17 protein-coding genes are annotated in these 17,102 nt (G+C 59.0%); 12 read left to right on the top strand and 5 right to left on the bottom strand.

Features of this window, described 5'->3' with window-relative positions:
• The 5 genes from PHW69_06590 to PHW69_06610 all read right to left on the bottom strand — a co-directional run.
• A partial coding sequence (locus PHW69_06590) for an acetyl-CoA C-acyltransferase (GenBank protein MDD4004857.1) occupies window positions 1-913 on the bottom strand: 913 nt, incomplete at its 3' end.
• A gap of 24 nt (window positions 914-937) precedes the next feature.
• Window positions 938-2,182 carry an aminotransferase class III-fold pyridoxal phosphate-dependent enzyme gene (locus tag PHW69_06595; protein ID MDD4004858.1) on the bottom strand — a complete coding sequence of 415 codons (1,245 nt, stop codon included), beginning with the start codon at window positions 2,180-2,182 and terminating at the stop codon, window positions 938-940.
• Window positions 2,183-2,275: 93 nt separating this feature from the next.
• Complete coding sequence (locus tag PHW69_06600) at window positions 2,276-3,337, bottom strand: DMT family transporter (GenBank protein MDD4004859.1); 1,062 nt, start codon at window positions 3,335-3,337, stop codon at window positions 2,276-2,278.
• A gap of 78 nt (window positions 3,338-3,415) precedes the next feature.
• Window positions 3,416-4,177 (bottom strand): 6-phosphogluconolactonase, encoded by a 762-nt coding sequence (gene pgl / locus PHW69_06605; protein ID MDD4004860.1) that lies wholly within the window; start codon window positions 4,175-4,177, stop codon window positions 3,416-3,418.
• A 608-nt stretch (window positions 4,178-4,785) separates the two neighbouring features.
• Window positions 4,786-5,319 (bottom strand): PH domain-containing protein, encoded by a 534-nt coding sequence (locus PHW69_06610; protein MDD4004861.1) that lies wholly within the window; start codon window positions 5,317-5,319, stop codon window positions 4,786-4,788.
• 466 nt (window positions 5,320-5,785) lie between these two features.
• On the opposite strand from PHW69_06610, the gene rpsF reads away from it, so the two are divergent.
• The 12 genes from rpsF (at window position 5,786) to ispD (ending at window position 17,026) form a co-directional block, all read left to right on the top strand.
• The gene (gene rpsF, locus PHW69_06615) at window positions 5,786-6,079 is read left to right on the top strand and encodes a 30S ribosomal protein S6 (GenBank protein MDD4004862.1); all 294 of its coding nucleotides are present in this window, start codon (window positions 5,786-5,788) and stop codon (window positions 6,077-6,079) included.
• A gap of 1 nt (window position 6,080) precedes the next feature.
• Window positions 6,081-6,542 (top strand): single-stranded DNA-binding protein, encoded by a 462-nt coding sequence (locus tag PHW69_06620; GenBank protein MDD4004863.1) that lies wholly within the window; start codon window positions 6,081-6,083, stop codon window positions 6,540-6,542.
• A 173-nt stretch (window positions 6,543-6,715) separates the two neighbouring features.
• A complete protein-coding gene (rpsR, locus tag PHW69_06625) occupies window positions 6,716-6,928 on the top strand; it encodes a 30S ribosomal protein S18 (GenBank protein MDD4004864.1) in 213 nt (70 codons plus the stop codon).
• Between the two features lie 31 nt (window positions 6,929-6,959).
• A complete protein-coding gene (gene rplI, locus PHW69_06630; protein MDD4004865.1) occupies window positions 6,960-7,409 on the top strand; it encodes a 50S ribosomal protein L9 in 450 nt (149 codons plus the stop codon).
• A 213-nt stretch (window positions 7,410-7,622) separates the two neighbouring features.
• Window positions 7,623-9,056 (top strand): replicative DNA helicase, encoded by a 1,434-nt coding sequence (dnaB, locus tag PHW69_06635; protein ID MDD4004866.1) that lies wholly within the window; start codon window positions 7,623-7,625, stop codon window positions 9,054-9,056.
• Window positions 9,057-9,076: 20 nt separating this feature from the next.
• Complete coding sequence (alr, locus tag PHW69_06640; protein MDD4004867.1) at window positions 9,077-10,204, top strand: alanine racemase; 1,128 nt, start codon at window positions 9,077-9,079, stop codon at window positions 10,202-10,204.
• Window positions 10,185-10,973, top strand: a complete 789-nt coding sequence (locus PHW69_06645; GenBank protein ID MDD4004868.1) for an ABC transporter permease — start codon at window positions 10,185-10,187, stop codon at window positions 10,971-10,973. Before alr ends, PHW69_06645 begins: the two co-directional genes overlap by 20 nt.
• Entirely contained in the window at window positions 10,974-11,735 is a 762-nt protein-coding gene (locus PHW69_06650) for an ABC transporter ATP-binding protein (GenBank protein MDD4004869.1), read from the top strand.
• A 173-nt stretch (window positions 11,736-11,908) separates the two neighbouring features.
• The gene (locus PHW69_06655) at window positions 11,909-13,225 is read left to right on the top strand and encodes an MlaD family protein (GenBank protein ID MDD4004870.1); all 1,317 of its coding nucleotides are present in this window, start codon (window positions 11,909-11,911) and stop codon (window positions 13,223-13,225) included.
• A 1-nt stretch (window position 13,226) separates the two neighbouring features.
• Window positions 13,227-14,624, top strand: coding sequence for a DNA repair protein RadA (radA, locus tag PHW69_06660; protein ID MDD4004871.1), 1,398 nt, complete (start codon window positions 13,227-13,229; stop codon window positions 14,622-14,624).
• A 187-nt stretch (window positions 14,625-14,811) separates the two neighbouring features.
• Window positions 14,812-15,867 carry a hypothetical protein gene (locus tag PHW69_06665; GenBank protein MDD4004872.1) on the top strand — a complete coding sequence of 352 codons (1,056 nt, stop codon included), beginning with the start codon at window positions 14,812-14,814 and terminating at the stop codon, window positions 15,865-15,867.
• Complete coding sequence (gene ispD, locus PHW69_06670; GenBank protein ID MDD4004873.1) at window positions 15,851-17,026, top strand: 2-C-methyl-D-erythritol 4-phosphate cytidylyltransferase; 1,176 nt, start codon at window positions 15,851-15,853, stop codon at window positions 17,024-17,026. The genes PHW69_06665 and ispD overlap by 17 nt, the downstream gene beginning before the upstream one ends.
• Window positions 17,027-17,102 lie beyond the last annotated feature (76 nt).

Here is a 17,102-nt window from a genome sequence, read left to right on the forward strand (position 1 = left end):
CCGCTTTGGCGAGCGCCTTGCGCACCGCTTCCACCGGGCCCATTCCCATGACCGACGGGTCAACGCCGGCCCAGCCGTAGGACACGATTCTGGCGGCCGGTTTGAGGCTGTGTTTCTTTACGGCTTTGGCGGACGCCACCAGCACGGCGGCCGCTCCGTCGTTGATGCCGGAGGCGTTGCCGGCGGTTACCGTGCCGTCTTTTTTAAACGCGGCGCGCAGTTTGCCCAAAATGGCTGCCGTGGTGCCGGCACGGGGGAACTCGTCGGTTTTGAAAATTACGGGCTCGCCTTTTTTCTGCGGAATCACGAACGGCACGATCTCGTCTTCGAATTTTCCGGCCTTGATTGCGGCTTCGGTTTTCTGCTGGCTGGCGGCGGCGAATTCGTCCTGCATCTCTCGGGTGAGGCCGTGTTTGGCGGCCACATTTTCGGCTGTTACGCCCATGTGGTAGTTGTTGAAGATGTCCCACAGTCCGTCAAAAACCATCTCGTCCACTATTTCGCCGTTGCCCATTCGGTAGCCGGTGCGTGCTTTAGGCAGAAGATACGGCGCGGTTGACATGCTTTCGGTGCCGCCCGCCACGACAAGCTCCGCATCGCCGGCCTTGACGGCCTGCGCCGCCAGCGCCACCGCCCGCAGGCCGGAGCCGCACACCATGTTGACCGTCATTGCGGTTTTTTCAACCGGCATGCCGGCTTTTACCGCCGTCTGCCGCGCCACGTTCTGCCCAAGCCCGGCCTGGAGCACGCAGCCCAGAATGACTTCATCCACCGCTTCGGGCCCGAGGCCGTTTTTTTCCAGCAGTTTTTTTATAACCGGAACAGGCAGCTCCGCCGCAGGAATATTGGCAAGACTGCCCCCGAACGACCCGATGGCCGTTCTCAAACCGTCAACTATATAGACTTCGCTCATGGCTTCTCCTTAAACAAGGTATTGTTACGAGATTTTTTTCGCGTCTTCCAGCGATTCCGCTATCGCCTCCGCCGCTTTGTTCAGATCGCGGTCGGTGTGGCGGTAAGCTATGTAGCCGTGGTGGTACGGCTGCAGGAATATGCCGCGGCGGATAAGCCGGGTGTAAAATTCGGTGCGCACTTTCTTGTAGCGTTTCTGCGGATCGGGGTTGAACGTGATGAACGGCATCCACGGCCCGCCGGAGAACGTGCAGTCCACGCCGGATGCGGCGCAGATTTTCGCCACTTTAGCGCCGAACCTGCGGCCTTTTTCGGCTATCACGCCAAGCACGTTGTCGCGCTGCATGATTTCGAGCGTTTTTAGCGCCGCCACCTGCGCGAGGCTGTTGGGGTAGAACGTGGAACTTAAAAACACTTTTTCTTTCAGCATGTCCATGATTTCCGCTTTGCCGACCACCGCGCTGATCGCGTAGCCGTTGGCTAACGCCTTGCCGAAAACCGACATGTCGGGCGTAACGCCGAAATACTGCTGCGCGCCGCCGAGGCTGACGCGGAAGCCCGAGCGGATCTCGTCGAAAATCAGCACGGAGCCATGTTTTGCGGCGAGCGCCTTGAGGCCTTCCAGGAAACCCGGCCCGGGGTATTGCACTTCGTGGGCGAGCGGGTGCCCCAGCGGGGTGACGATGATCGCCGCCACCTGGCCCTGATGGGTTTTCAAAAGCGTTTCCGCGCCTTCGAGATCGTTATAATGGAACTCGAAGGTGTCTTCGAAAAGTTTTTCGGGAATGCCGCCTTTGACTTCCACGCACCAGTCGTGCCAGCCGTGATAGCCGCAGCGCAGCACTTTTGTTTTGCCGGTAAAGCCGCGCGCCACGCGCACGGCGGTGGAGGTCGCGTCCGAGCCGGATTTGACGAACACCGCTTTCTCGGCCGACGGCACGATTTTTATAAGCTCTTCCGCCAGTCTGTTCTGCACCGGCTGGGTGAGCGACATGCAGAACCCCTTTTTGCGGATCTGGGCGATAACGGCGTCGTCAATTTCCTTTTCGCGGTGTCCGATGATGATGGGCCCGTAGGCGCATAGCATATCGAGGTACTCGTTGCCGTCTACATCGGTTACGCGTCCGCCTTTGGCGCTGTCGAAATAAACCGGATATTCGCCGGGCACGAAATTATAGGGCCGGCGTATCCCGGCAACCGCGCCGGGTATGATGGTTTGAGCGTGCTCGTACATCTGTTCGGAATTGGTAAGCCGCAGCTTGTCAGCCATAACAGCTCCTTGGAAAGCAGGTTGGAACTACCGAATTTACAGAACCATTATAACAAAATACGGCAAAACCGGCGGCGACGGCGGGCAAGCCGGTCAATGCGCGTGTCGGTGGTGCGTGTCGGGATAATGCGGATGGGTGTGCGTGAGCGGTTCGTGCGTGTGGGAATGGGTGTGGCCCTTGCTGGGCGTAATGTCATGATGAGTGTGGGCGTGGTGGCAGTCGTCGTGGGCATGGTGGTGGGTGTGAGTCACCGGCTCGTGCCGGTGCCGGTGCAGGTGCCGTTCCCGGTAAAGCAGGGTCAGCCCGCCCGCCATTATGCCGGCAGCCAGCCATTGCGCGGCGGCCGGGCGCTCGCCAAGAAATACAACCGCGAATATCAGCCCGAAAAACGGACCCGCCGAAAAATACGCACCGGTTCGGCTTGTGCCGATGCGGCGCAGCGCGTGTATATATAGAAGAAGGCTTGCGCCGTAACTCATTGCGCCGATGCCCATCAGCGCGGCGGTCTGCCCTGCGGTGGCGCGGGCCGTGCCGAGCGAGAACGCGAGCATGACGTTTGCCGTGCCCGCCGCCGCGCTTTTAAGCCATACAAGTTCGGGCGCTGGCAGGCTGTCGAGCTCGCGGGTAAGATTGCTGTCGAGCCCCCAGAGCAGGCAGGCAAGCGCTATCAGCAGGCCAGCCGCCGAAAAACCCTGTCCGTCGGCCGGGCCGAATCCGAGCAGGGCCGCGCCTGCGGCGAGCAGCAGCATCCCTAACCAGACTTCCCGGCTGACATGCTCTTTAAAAACCAGCCATGCCAGCACGGTTGTGGCGACTGTTTCCAGGTTCAGCCACAGCGAAACCTCAAACGCGCTGGCCAGTTTTATGCCCCACACAAGGCACAGCGGAGCGAGTATCCCGCCCGAAATTACCGCGCAGGCAAGCGCGAGCTTTTTGTCTGCCGGCAATTGCGCGACCGCGCGTATTATCCGGTTCGGTTTTTTCAGCGCGATAAAAGACAGCCCCGCCGCCGCGCCCAGATATAACAGACCCGCCGCGAGAACCGGACTTGACTCGCCGACCACCGGTTTGATCAATACGGGCGAAACGCCGAACAGCGCCGCCGCCGTTAACGCCAGCGCCGGTCCGTGCGGGTTTCCGGAAGTGTTTTGCATGCATCATATTTTACAAATTAAACAGCCGCGGCCGGAGCTGTTGCTTCGCGCTCCGGCTGGCGCCGATTCCGGATTTTTTCAGGACTGTGCGACCAGCGCCGCTTTGTCGGCGTATAGAAACGCCGCGCCTTTGGGGTTGAGCAGCGAGGCGGGGCACGCTGGATCCGGCCGGTCAAGCGAGGAAAGCGTTTTCAGAACCGGATATTTCCGCTCGCCGGAAACGAAAAGCAGCAGGTGTCTGGCGTTGTTTAATACCGGCAGGGTAAGGGTTATGCGGTCTTTTGCGGGGAACGTGTCGGGGCTTTGCGTGTGTACGGCCCAATGGCCGGTTTCCTGCAGTTCGTCGCCGTATGGGAAAAGCGACGCGATATGTCCGTCCGCGCCTATTCCCAGTATCACCAGATCGAAGACAGGGAGTTTCGCGCGCGGGCCGAAGTAATTCTTCAGACGCTGTTCGTAGCCCTGCGCGGCCAGCTGCGGCGTTTTGCTGGCGGTGTTTACGGGAAATGTGTGTTCCAGCGCGACAGGGACGGCGCGCAGCAGCGCGTCATATGCCATGCGGTAATTGCTGTGCGGGCTGGACAGGGGGACAAACCGTTCGTCTGTCCAGAATATGCGGCATTTTTTCCAGTTGATCAGGTCGCGGTACGGTTCCCGCGCCAGCAGGCTGTAGAGCCAGCGTGGCGAAACCCCGCCCGCCAGCGCGACTGAAAAAGTCTGTTCGTTCTTCAGTCCTTTGTTATAGCTGTGAAGGATGTAATCCGCCGCGCCGGCGCTCAGCGTTTCAATATTTTTGAAGGTTTTAAGTTCAATGGCGTTGAAAAAGGTTTTCACAGGCATAAATCCTCCCGAGGCGCAAAACACCGTGTCAACCCCAATAAAAAACCGCCCCGACCCCCAGTTCCGCAATCAGGTTGCGGAATGTCGCGGCGGCTGCCGGAACAGCGCTTCACACCAGGCCGGGGCAGCTGTGCCGCCGCCGGGTTGCGCGTTGGTGAAAAGCTTCCACGGGAGTGCGGAACCGGTTAACCGCCCTCGTTCGCGCCTGTACTGCGGAATAAGGGGTATGTAGCGGTTTCCCTTCCAGTTCCCGGTCTGGACCGGATGCCCGTTCTTTTTCACCCAAGATTGTCGCTTTTAAACGCAAACTCATACTAGCGAAATCTTGCCCCCCAATAAGAACGTACGGCTGCATTGGTTCAGGCCGGAAACTGTCCTGCTCGAGGTAGTATACAGTGTGAATCTTAAATAGTCAATAGTTATTTTTAAAATAATGCATAATAACTATTAATCTCTTATTAAATTCTGCTCACGAAAACCCGGTTAGCAGGGGAATGAAGTGTGTAACCCTGCCGGCGGGGCAAACGAAGTTTGTGGAAGAAGCAATCTCCGGCTTGCCGGTAAAGCGTAATAACAACCGGCAGGCCAATGGCACAGCCGGGAGAGGTTCATTTCAATTTGCACGCGGCGCGCAGTTCGGCGATGAACGTTTCGGGCTGATCGGGCGTGAGCGCGAATTTTTTCCCGTCCGCTTCGACGAGAACAAACCCCGTTGTTTTCGTGGCGTACATAAGATACCGGCCAAGCGATTTGTTGCGAAAACAGCCGTAGCTGCCGAACAGGCCGCCCACTCCGAACAGACGGGCGGAGTTTTTCATTTCCGCGGCCTCGAGCATGCGCGCGGTAGTGACCGACTGGAGCGCAATGCGCGGGGAGAACAGCGGGCGGCGTATTATAAGGGAGGAATCCGTTATTTCGAACGCTTCCGGCGCGAAAAGGCGGCAGCCGATGATGATCAGCAATACCAGTATTGCCGGCACGGTGTTTGGCAAGGGGAAGGGCAATAATGGGCAGGCGGCGGTTCGCCAGGTGTTGTAGGCGGGCAGGAACGTGAACAGGGCAACCGCGAGCATGAAAATTATCGCCAGCACGGTAATAATGAGCATCTTCCTGTCATGACTGGCGGGGAAAATTTTGCGCATGGCGCACCTCGTGTTAGCGGCGTTTCCAGATTGTAACTTATTTTAGCGCGCGCCTGCCGCATGCATGCCTGCGAAAAACGGCGCAGGCCGTGCGGCCGGCGCAGCCGGGCGGGAGTTATGATCTTTGTTGCCGGCGTATTGCAGTTTTTTGCCGGCGGCGCTTTCCCGGAAAACGACAGTTCCGGTTGCTGGAATCATATGCCGGAATAACACATGGAGGCTGCAGTATGCCGCCAAAGAAACAAGGAAAGGCGGCTGGCGGAACCCGAAGCGGGGGCAGGCGCGGCGGGATCCGGCCGTTTCAACGGTATGTTTCTGGTTGCCGGCGCGCCGGCAATTATGCTACAATTACATAAGGAAAGCGGCACATACCCGCATTGACGGGTGCAGAAGAACCCGTTCCGCAAGAACGGACGGTATGTTTTTCTGTTGATTTATATTCTAAGGAAATAGTATAATTACTGTTATGCATTCATACGAACAAATTACGATACTCAAACCCCAGCTCTCCGACAAGGAGATTGCCGAGTTTGTGACGAAGGCCAAAGAGTATATCACCAGCAACGGCGGCGAGGTTGTGTCGGAGGAAAGCTACGGGCGCAAAAAACTTTCCCACCCGATCAAGCATGTCCGCGACGGATACTATTCGTATCTCAAATACAAATGCACGTTCGCCGTGCTTAACGATATCCGCCGCATGAGCAGGCTTAACGAGAACGTCATGCGCTCGATAGTCTTCCAGAGCCACGACAGCAAATAAAATGGCTACTCTCAGGCTGCCGGAACAGAATCAGGTGTTGTTGGCCGGAAGGCTGACGCGGGATCCCGAGGTGCGGTTTACCCAGAAGGGGAGCGCGTTGTGCCGGTTTGATATTGCCGTCAACCGCCGGTATCTGGACAAGGTGTCGAACGAGTGGAAAGACGATGTCACTTTCGTGCCCGTGGTGGTCTGGGGTGCGCAGGCCGAGCGCTGCAAGGAAAAGCTTTCCAAGGGCAGTCCCGTGCATGTGGAGGGGCGGCTGAAATCGGAAGAGTGGACTGACAAGACCGGGCAGAAACGCAAGACGATGGTTGTTGTGTCAAGCCGGCTGCAGTTTCTGGCATCGGGTCCGGTGTCCGAAGGCAGTCAGGCGGCGGGCAGGGAGATTCCCGAATCGCAGATCAATCCGGCGGGCGACGACGACGTGTCCCCGGCGGGCGAGCTTGACGACGTTCCGTTTTAACGGCTAATTTGAAAAGCAGGAACCACATCAGAGGTGAGAAAACAGTTATGACCGAAGAAACACAGAAGGTTGAACAGGCTCCGGTGGCAGACACCGTGGCAAAACCGTCCCGGCCGGCATCCGCCGCGCCCGGCTCGAAATTCGCCCGCAAGCCGTTTGGCAAGAAGCGCGAAATCCGCCGCAAAGTCTGCAGGCTCTGCGCCGACAAGATCGAATTGATAGATTACAAGAACACGCAGTATCTGAGGAATTTCACCATGGACAGCGGTAAAATTCTCTCGCGCCGCATAACCGGCACCTGCGCCAAGCATCAGCGCCAGATTTGCACTGCCGTCAAGCGCAACAGAAATCTTGCGTTGCTTCCCTATACCACCAGGCTGAAATAACGCGGCCCGTCTGCAATCGGAGGAGTTCACAATGAAGGTCATTCTCAGAAAAGATATCGAAACGCTCGGCAACGCCGGCGAAATTAAAGAAGTGAAACTCGGGTATGCCCGCAATTATCTGCTTCCCAAAGGGTTTGTGGTGGAAGCGACGCCCGGCAATGTGAAGAACTGGGAGCTTGGCGCGGCCCGCAGAAAAGAGCGGATCGCCAAGGATGTGCAGGACGCCAGAGCAAAAGCCGAAAAAATGGGCGGAACCGTGCTGACTTTCGTGCGCGAGGTGGGCGCCGATGAAAAACTTTTCGGTTCGGTTGGCAAGGCGGATATTCTCAAGAGCCTTGTTTCCGCGGGTCATGAGATCGCGAAAGATGCGGTTATTCTGGACGCTCCCATAAAGACCGTGGGCGACACGCCCGTCAAGCTCAGACTGCGCAAGGATGTTTACGCCACCATTTCGGTGCGCGTGGCTCCCAAAGCCGAGTAAGCTGCTTCGTATAAAAGTTATAACTGTCAAGGGAAACCCCGCTTATGCGCGGGGTTTCTTTTTTTTACAGGCAAGTGGCGCGCTGGCTGGTGCGGCCGGATCGCGGAACAGGCGTTTTGCGGCGGGCCGGACTGTTTCCGCAATCATGGACAGAACCCGGCTCACTTTATACAATATATGCACACAGTCCGCGTTGGTTTCGGAGCGTTCCCCATGCCGCAGAAAAAACATTTTAGCAAACCTTTTTCCGGGTTGCCGGCCAAGTCCGGCGACCGGGTGCCGCCGCAGGCCATAGACGCAGAAAAAGCGGTGCTTGGCTCCATGCTGATCGAGCGCGAGGCGATAGAGCAGTGCCATGAAATTCTTCAGCCGGAACATTTTTACAGCCACAACCACCGCGTGATATTCGAGGCGATGGTGGATCTTTACAACCGCAATTCCGCCGTTGACATGATAACGCTGTCGGAAGAACTGCGTTCGAAAAAGATGATCGAGCTGGTGGGCGGCGAGGTGTATCTGGCGGAATTGATAGACAAGGTCTCCACTGCCGCGCATGCCGGGCATTACGCGGGTATTGTGCGCCAGAAAGCCACGCTGCGCGACCTGATAAACAACGCCACACACGTCGTCGAGCAGTGCTATCTCGAGGAAGAGGAGCCGGAAAAGCTCGTTGATCTGGCCCAGGAGCGGATTTTCGCGGTCAGCCAGAAACAGGAGATGAAAGGTTTTGTGCACGCGAGCGCGCTTTCGCAGATCGTGATGGAGCGCATCGAGAAAGCGAACCTCAACAAACAGAGCGTGACCGGCGTGCCGACCGGCTTTATAAAGTTCGACAATATGACGGGCGGCCTGCAGAAAAGCGATTTCGTGATACTCGCGGCGCGGCCTTCGCAGGGCAAGACCGCGATGGCGTTAAACATCGCTTATCACGCGGCGGTGGAGAAAAAAGTGCCGGTCGCCATTTTTTCGCTTGAGATGGGGAAGGAAAGCATTTTCCAGCGCATGGTATGCGCCGCCGCGATGACGGATCTGCACCAGGTGCGCACCGGCATGTTCAAACGCGAGAAATGGGCCGACCTGACAAGGGAGCTGGCGCGGTTGTCCGAGTCCTCTCTTTACATTGACGACACGCCCGGGATCACGATTACCGAAATGCGGATGCGCTCGCGCAGGCTGGCTTCGGAACTCAGGAAACAGGGTAAAGAACTGGGCCTTATAATGATTGACTATATCCAGCTGATCCGCAGCGCGGGCCGGGTGGAAAGCAGGCAGCAGGAAGTGTCTGAAATTTCCCGCATGATCAAGGATCTGGCGCGCACGCTTAACGTGCCGGTGATGGCGCTGTCGCAGCTGAACCGCCGGTCGGAAGACGGCGGGCGCACGGGGCACAAGCCGCAGCTGTCGGATCTGCGCGAATCCGGCTCGCTGGAGCAGGATGCCGATGTGGTCGCGCTGATCCATCGCGAAGGCTACTATGAGCGCGATAACCCCGATCTGCAAAGGCAGGCTTCTGTCATAATAGCCAAACAGCGCAACGGGCCGGTGGGCGAGGTGGAGCTGAATTTTCTCAGCGAGTTCACCCGGTTCACCAATCCGGCCCCGCAGAATATGGATTTCCCGGAGGAATCGGCGCTTGCGCCGTCCTGAGTGCGATGCCGGAAACTGCCGTGATTGCGTCAGCGCAGATCCTGCGGCCCACCTGGGCCGAAATTGACCTTTCCGCGCTGGGCCGCAATCTGGTGAAACTGCGCGGGCTGGCGGGCCCGCGCTGCCGGGTGCTGTTTGTGGTGAAAGCGAACGCTTACGGGCATGGCGTCCAGGCTGTGGCGCGTTACGCCCAGTCGCGCGGATTGTGCGAGATGTTCGGAGTGTCCTCCGTGGAGGAAGGTCTTGCGCTGCGCGGGTGGGGAATAGCGCTGCCGATTCTGGTGCTGGGCAGCATTTATCCGTTCGAGGCGTTCCGGCATGCGCTGGCGCATAACCTGTCGGTCACCGTGTCCAGCCTTGACGCCGCGCGCCAGATCGAGCGGGCCGCCGAAGAAACCGGCCATGTCGCGCGATGCCACGTCAAGGTGGATACCGGCATGGGCCGCATAGGCGCGCGCCGGCCGGGCGCGGTGAAGATCCTGAATTTTCTGCGCGGGTGCGCGCATGTTGAAGTGGAAGGCGTTTACACTCATTTTTCCTGCGCCGATACCGATGCGGCCTACACCCGCACCCAGCTGCGGCATTTTACGGACACGCTGACGGAGTGCTCGCGCAACGGCATTGCCGCCGGCATACGCCATTGCGCCAATTCCGCCGCCGCGCTGAATTTTCCGGAAAGCCGGCTGGATATGATCCGGCCCGGGTTCGCCGCCTACGGCCTGGCGGACGGGTTCGAGCCGGTTCTTTCGCTTAAAACCGGCATTGTTTATATCAAGGATCTGCGCGGCGGCGCGAGCGTCAGCTACGGGCGCAGTTACCGGTGCCGCGGGCTTGCGCGCGTAGCCACCGTTCCGGCCGGCTACGGGGACGGGTATACGCGCGCGCTGTCAAACCGCGCGGAGATTGTGGTGCGCGGCAGGCGGTGCCGGGTTATCGGCAACATTACCATGGACATGCTGATGGCGGATGTGAGCGCCGTGCCGGACGCCGCGGTAGGCGACGAGGCGGTGCTGATCGGCCGGCAGGGCGGCGAGGCGATAACCGCCGCGGAACTGGCCGGGCTGGCCGGCACCATCCCCTACGAGATAACGACCGCCATTTCCGCCCGCGTGCCGAGGGTTTTTATAAATGAAACCGATGCTGATTGATTTTATAGGCGGACTGCTGATCAGGTTCACCGGGCGGCTGGGCGGCGCGGCGCAGATGGCGTGGGCGGCGTTCGTCTGGATGTTCCGCGCACGCATTGAATACCGCCAGGCTTTCGCGCAGTGCGTGAAGATCGGGGTCAATTCGCTGCCGGTGACGATGCTGACAAGCTGTTTTACCGGCATGGTGCTCGCGCTTCAGACCGGCAGCACGATGAAAAGCATTTTCAACGAGCCTCTGTTTCTGGGCAGCATAGTGTCTTTCGCGCTGGTCAAGGAACTGTCGCCGGTGCTGACGGCTTATGTCATCGCCGGGCGCGCGGGCGCGGCGATGACCGCGGAGATAGGCACGATGGCGGTGACGGACCAGATTGACGCGCTTTACACGCTTGGCACAAACCCGATCCGTTTTCTGGTGATACCGCGCTATATCGCATGCCTGATCATGATCCCGCTGCTTACGGTGTTCGCTGATTTCTGCGGCGTGCTGGGCGGTTTTTTTGTGGCGGCGGTCCGGCTTGACGTGGCCAGCGCGACTTTTTATGACGAAATTTTCACCTATATGAAGGTGACGGATTTTATGCACGGCTACATAAAATCCTATCTGTTCGCGTTCGCCATCGCCACGGTCTGCTGTTTCATGGGCCTGACGACGAAAGGCGGCGCGGAAGGGGTCGGCAAGTCCACCACCGCCGCGGTTGTGGTGAGCATGGTGATGATACTGATGCTCGACTATTTCGCGTCGGCCCTGCTGATAATGGTGGGGATCTAGATGATAGAGATACGCGGCCTTTCCAAAAGCTTCGGCGAGAAAAAAGTGCTTGAATCGGTCAGTTTAAAGATCGAGGACGGCACCGTTCTGAGCATTATCGGCGGGTCAGGCTCCGGCAAAAGCACGTTTTCTAAATGCCTGATCCGGCTGTGGGAGCCGGACGCGGGGCGGATTCTTGTGGACGGGCGCGACATTACCCATATAAGCGACGAATTCGAGCTTGCCGCCGTGCGCCGCAATTTCGGCTATCTGTTTCAGGAAGGCGCGCTGTTCGATTCCATTTCGGTGGCGGATAATGTCACTTTCGGGCTCAAGTATCTTACCGGCATACCTGAGCGCGAGTACCGCCGCATAGCGACGGAAAAGCTCGCGCTGGTGGGGCTGGAGAATGTGGAGGATCTGAGTCCGGCCGAGCTGTCGGGCGGGATGCGCAAGCGCGTGGCGCTGGCGCGCGCGATAGCGGCGGAGCCGAAGTATATCATTTACGACGAGCCGACCAGCGGGCTTGATCCCATCATGTCCGATATCGTAAACGATCTGGTGCTGGATATGAAGCGCAAGATCGGAGTCACGTCGATAGTGATCACGCACGACATGAAGTCCGCCGGCAAGATTTCCGACCGGATCGCCATGCTCTACGAAGGCAATTTCATCATGACCGGCACGCCGGACGAATTCCGCAATTCCGAAAACGAGTTCGTGCGGCAGTTTGTGGACGGTTCCAGTTCCGGCCCCATTAAAATGAAACTGCGCGATTTCTAGCGGTTCCTTCATATTTCCGGCTCCGGGCCGCCGTATCCGCCGCTCCGATGCGGTGCCGGGCAAAATTTTATCTGCGCAAATCCGGCCCGCGCCGGGTGCGTATTGGGGACGCGTGCCGTTGTCGTCGGGCGGGGCTTTGAACGCACGCGCAAATAATTGTATTATATATCTCTATGCGCAATGAAACCAAAGTCGGTTTGTTTACGCTGGCTGGCGCCCTGCTGCTGGCGGCCGCTATTTTCATGCTCGGCGATTTTTCCTCTTTCGGACAGTATCCGGTTTATGCCCGTTTCAAAGATGTGGAGGGCCTGCCTGACAAGGCGGTCGTGAAGCTGTCGGGCGTAAATGTCGGCAAGGTTAAAGAAATAGCGATAACGGCCGACGGAATTCTGGTGAGGATGGAAATCCACGACGGCGTGGTGATTTACAAAGACTCCGTTTTTAAAATCGGTTCCACGAGCATGGTCGGCAGCAAATACGTGCAGATTAATCAGGGCACGCCGGGCGCGGGCGCGCTTTCGCCGCAGTCCACGGTCAACGGCATAAGCGGTAAAGCGATGGACGAGATGATCACCCAGACGCTGGACCAGGTCAACAGGCTGCTCAGCGATATCCGGCGCAACGGCCAGCTGGGCGCGGAACTCAACGGCAGCATTTCCAATATGCGCGAACTGACCGCCAACATTAACGATCTGGTGGTCGCGCTGCACCGCCCGATGACCGATTCGCTGAAGAACGTGGACGAGATGACTTCCCGGCTTCAGGCCCTCACCGCCAAGGCCGACGAACTGATGACCAAAATCAACGGCGGACAGGGCACCGTGGGCGCGCTGCTGACCGACCGCGAAATGGAAAAAAACATCAAGGAAACGGTGGAGAACGTCAAGGAAACTTCCAAGCGGGCCAACGATATCCTGCACCGGGTGGGCGGGTTCAAGGCTTACTGGGAACTCAACTACCGCCAGGATCCTCACGCCAACACCGCGCACGCCGATTTCGGCATGCGGGTGCAGGGCGACACGAACCACTATTACTATGTCGGCCTGTCCAACGCCGGCAACTCGGAAAACATCTCGCGCGGCCCCGATTACGAAAAATACAACAGCATTGACCTGCAGCTGGGCTGGTATCTGCCTAAACTGGATTTCTACGCCGGGCTTATCCACGGCGGAGGCGGCGTGGGCGCGCGGATCACGCCGTTTGAGGGCACCCCGATCTGGGGCCGGCTGCAGGTGTTCGGCGAGGGCAGCGATTTCGGGCGCAACAGGACGGTGCGCGGACGGATGTTCACCAAGCCGCGCTACGACGCGGGCCTGAACGTAAAGATCAACGATTATGTGAAAGTGGGCATCCGGTCGGCCGATATCGCGGAAACAGGCGACACCCAGTTTGCCTTCAATCTGGCGTTCCGCGACCGGGATGTGTCGTATCTGCTGGGGCTGGTGAGCCTGGCGACGGTGCGCAGCACCAGCGGGTCGTCTTCGGACTGATATGAAATTCAAAACGGTTTATAAATGCCAGAGCTGCGGGCAGGAGTCGGCCAAATGGCTGGGCCAGTGCCCCGGCTGCGGCGAATGGAACACGCTGGCGGAGGAGGTGGAAGCCTCCGGGCGGGCCAAAGCGGGCGAGCGCAGGAGCCTGACGGAATTTTCGTCGGGGACGGTGAAGCTGGCCGAGTCCGGCTGTCTGGACGAAGCGCGCATCAAAACCGGGCTCAGCGAGCTGGACCGGCTGCTGGGCGAGGGCCTTATCCGGGGGCAGATGGTGCTGCTTGCCGGCGCGCCGGGGATAGGCAAATCCACCCTCATGATGCAGATAGCGGGCGCGCTGGCGAAAGACAAACCGCTTTTGTATGTGACTGGCGAGGAATCCGTGGCGCAGGTGGGTTCGCGGGCGGCTCGGCTGAAAGTGGCGTCAGACAATATTTATCTGCTGTCGGAAACCGATCTGTCGAAAATAGCCGAGTCGTACCGGAAAATCAAGCCGGCTTTCATGATAATAGACTCGATCCAGACGGTGTTTCATCCGGAACTGGCCGGCTCGTCGGGCACGGTGGGGCAGATCCGCGAGAGCGCGTCGGAGCTGCTGCGGATGTGCAAGCCGGACGGAACCGTGCTTTTTGTGCTGGGTCATGTCACCAAAGACGGGGGGCTCGCGGGCCCCAAGGTGCTTGAGCATATCGTGGATACGGTGCTTTATTTCGACACCGAGCGCTACAGTTTTTTAAGGATGCTGCGCGCGCATAAAAACCGGTTCGGCCCGACCGACGAACTGGGCATTTTCCGGATGACGGAAACCGGTCTTTCGCCCGTTGACGACGCGAGCGGTTATTTTGCCACCGCGTCCAGAACGGCCGATCTGTGCGGGCGGGCGTACACCGTGGCGATGGAGGGCACGCGCCCGATTTTCACCGAAGTGCAGGTTCTGGTGACGCCCACGCGCTATCCGTTTCCGCAGCGCATGGCTACGGGCGTGGATTTGAACCGCTGCCGGATTTTGCTGGCGGCGATCGAGAAGCATCTCGGCATCAGCCTTGAAAGCCGGGACGTGTTCATCAATCTGCCGGGCGGCCTTAAGGTAAAGGACCCGGCTCTGGATCTGGCGGTTTGCGCCGCGGTTATCAGTTCCGCGCGGGAAATTCCGTTGCCGCACGATGCGGTTTTTATCGGCGAGACGGGCATTCTCGGGCAGATATCGCAGGCGGCGTGGCTGTCAGCAAGACTGAAAGAAGCCGGACGGCTGGGACTGGGCAGCGCGTACATCCCGCGGCCGGCCGGCGGCAGCGAGCTGCAGACCGGCGCATTAAGCCTGATAATACTTGAAGAGCTGGAAGGGCTTATGCGGCGGATAGACACATTCTCCCGCAAACGGAGTTCTGCGGCGGATTAGCGCCGGAATCCGGGCCGGCGTAACGCGGTTTGGTTACGGCGGCGCGGTTCAGACGGCGATCCGCCAGCGCGCGTATACGCGCCGCAGCCCGGCATAAACGGCGGCACCGCGTCATTTTTCAGCGGCGGGACCGTGGGCCGAGAACCCGCGCAGGGGAGCATAACTTAAATCTGGAAAGGAGCAGGCAATGTTAATCTGGATACTTCGGTTTTTTGCGGTGGCTGGCGCGCCGCTTTTGACCTATTACCTCATCTCGCCGGACTGGCGGGGTTTAACCGGCGGTCTGGTGTGCGGACTGCTGCTGGTGGCGATCGAGATGCTGGTGGAAAGCATCAATCTCATGACCATCATTATCGGCATTGTGGGCGCCATTATGGGCCTTGTGGTGTCGAAATTCATGGACATGGGCATGGGCCAGCTGCAAAGCGAGCAGCTGCTTACGATGTGGACGAAGTATCATCCGCTCACACAGTTTCTGTTCATCATGCTGGGGTTGATTCTGGCGGTGCGCAAGAGCCCGGAGCTGGATGACCTGGACCGGGACCTGACCAAGATCGGCAAACAGCGCGGCAAACACGTCAAGGTCATAGACACCAGCGCGATCATAGACGGCAGGATTCTGGATATCTGCGACACGCACTGGCTGTCCGACACGGTTGTAGTGCCGCGGTTCGTGCTTACCGAACTGCACACGCTGGCCGATTCGCAGGACGGCATGAAACGAGCCCGGGGCCGGCGCGGGCTTGATATCCTGGCCCGGCTGCAGGAGAATACCGACGCGAGCTTCAAGGTGCTGGAGAAGGATATCCCGGGCCTCAGCGACGTGGATTCCAAGGTCATCCGGCTGGCTTCCGAAATGGGCGCGCAGGTGATCTCGACGGATTTTAACATGAACAAAATGGCGTCGCTTGAAGGGGTGGTTGTTCTTAATATAAACGATCTTTCCACCGCGCTCAAGCCCGTTGTCCTGCCCGGCGAAAACATGACTATTTTCGTTATGAAGGAAGGCAAGGAAAAAGAGCAGGGCGTGGGATATCTTGACGACGGCACGATGGTGGTTGTCGAGGAAGGGCGCAAATGGATAGGCAAGCGGATCGAAGCGTCGGTCTATTCGATCCTGCAGACCTCTGCGGGGCGGATGATATTTGTGAAAGCGCGCGGCAAGAACCCCGAAATCGAGATGGAAGATCCGCAGGCGAAGCAGGATTCCAAAAGGACCATGAGGCATGACAAAACGGCCTGAGCGGTTTTCCGCCGTCATCGTTGCCGGCGGGCGGGGCGTGCGGATGGGCCGCCGCAAGCAGCTGGTGCCTTTATGCGGCGAGCCGATGCTTGCCCGTGCGATCGGCGCTTTCAGGGCTGTGCCGGGGCTGGCGGAACTGATAGTGGTGACGGACCCGGAATATTTTGACATCTGCCGCGCCGCCGCGTGTGGCGCCGTGGAGCTTAAAACAGTGGCGGGCGGAGCGACGCGGATGGAATCGGTAAGGCGCGGCGTAGCCGCCGTGTCGCCGGGTTCGGCGGTGATCGCCGTGCATGACGGGGCGCGGCCGCTGGTGTCATGCAAAGCCGTTAAAGAATGCGTGGCCGCCGCGTTGTCCGACAGCGCCGCCGTTGTGGCCGTGCCGGTGAAAGACACCATAAAAACCGCTTCTCCGGACGGCGCGTTCGTGGCTTCCACGCCCGACCGGGAGTTATTGTGGGCGGCGCAGACCCCGCAGTGCTACCGGGCCGAAACGCTGATCGGCGCGCTGGGCCGGTTTCCGGACGACAGCCTCGCGACCGACGAGTCGCAGCTTGTCGAGCGCGCCGGAGTGAAGGTGCGGCTGGTGCGCGGCGAGTATTCCAACATCAAAGTCACGACTCCCGAAGATATCATACTGGCGGAGGCGCTTATGAAATCCGATTCGAAAGCCGGAACGAAAAAAATGCGGTCCGGCATTGGTTTTGACATACACCGGCTGGTGGAAGGCCGGCCGCTGGTGATAAGCGGCATAACGCTGGCGCACGACAAGGGGCTGCTGGGCCATTCGGACGGCGACGTGGTGCTCCATTCCGTCTGTGACGCCGCGCTTGGCGCGGTCGCCGCAGGCGAAATAGGGGTTTATTTTCCGCCCACCAACATGATGATCATGGGTATTTCCAGCCGCGATATCGCCGAAAAAACGCTGGAGATTCTGGCGGAGAAAAACGCGCGGCTGGTTTCGATTGACGTGATCATCATAGCCGAGCAGCCGAAGATGATCCCGCATTATCCGGCGATGAAAAAGGCGCTGATGGAAATTTTCAGGCTCGACGAAAATTCGGTGAATGTCAAGGCGAAAAGCTATGAAGGCATGGGCGATATCGGCCACGGCGACGCGATCGCCTGCCAGGCGATCGCCACGGCGGAAGTCGGATGAAATGCGCCGGTGCCGTTCTGTTTGCCTCGACGCTTGCCTGCGCGTGCGCGCAAGGCGTCAGGACCCGCTCCGGGCA

The sequence above is a fragment of the Elusimicrobiaceae bacterium genome (genome assembly GCA_028700325.1).
GTDB lineage: Bacteria > Elusimicrobiota > Elusimicrobia > Elusimicrobiales > Elusimicrobiaceae > JAQVSV01.

Excerpts from the sequence above, each read along its gene's own strand:
- PHW69_06650 (MDD4004869.1), top strand. The coding sequence starts at position 10,974 with ATGATAGAGATACGCGGCCTTTCCAAAAGCTTCGGCGAGAAAAAAGTG.
- rplI (MDD4004865.1), top strand. The coding sequence starts at position 6,960 with ATGAAGGTCATTCTCAGAAAAGATATCGAAACGCTCGGCAACGCCGGC.
- PHW69_06610 (MDD4004861.1), bottom strand. The coding sequence starts at position 5,319 with ATGCGCAAAATTTTCCCCGCCAGTCATGACAGGAAGATGCTCATTATT.
- PHW69_06655 (MDD4004870.1), top strand. The coding sequence starts at position 11,909 with ATGCGCAATGAAACCAAAGTCGGTTTGTTTACGCTGGCTGGCGCCCTG.
- radA (MDD4004871.1), top strand. The coding sequence starts at position 13,227 with ATGAAATTCAAAACGGTTTATAAATGCCAGAGCTGCGGGCAGGAGTCG.
- PHW69_06600 (MDD4004859.1), bottom strand. The coding sequence starts at position 3,337 with ATGCAAAACACTTCCGGAAACCCGCACGGACCGGCGCTGGCGTTAACG.
- ispD (MDD4004873.1), top strand. The coding sequence starts at position 15,851 with ATGACAAAACGGCCTGAGCGGTTTTCCGCCGTCATCGTTGCCGGCGGG.
- PHW69_06620 (MDD4004863.1), top strand. The coding sequence starts at position 6,081 with ATGGCTACTCTCAGGCTGCCGGAACAGAATCAGGTGTTGTTGGCCGGA.
- PHW69_06595 (MDD4004858.1), bottom strand. The coding sequence starts at position 2,182 with ATGGCTGACAAGCTGCGGCTTACCAATTCCGAACAGATGTACGAGCAC.
- PHW69_06645 (MDD4004868.1), top strand. The coding sequence starts at position 10,185 with ATGAAACCGATGCTGATTGATTTTATAGGCGGACTGCTGATCAGGTTC.
- rpsF (MDD4004862.1), top strand. The coding sequence starts at position 5,786 with ATGCATTCATACGAACAAATTACGATACTCAAACCCCAGCTCTCCGAC.
- PHW69_06665 (MDD4004872.1), top strand. The coding sequence starts at position 14,812 with ATGTTAATCTGGATACTTCGGTTTTTTGCGGTGGCTGGCGCGCCGCTT.
- pgl (MDD4004860.1), bottom strand. The coding sequence starts at position 4,177 with ATGCCTGTGAAAACCTTTTTCAACGCCATTGAACTTAAAACCTTCAAA.
- dnaB (MDD4004866.1), top strand. The coding sequence starts at position 7,623 with ATGCCGCAGAAAAAACATTTTAGCAAACCTTTTTCCGGGTTGCCGGCC.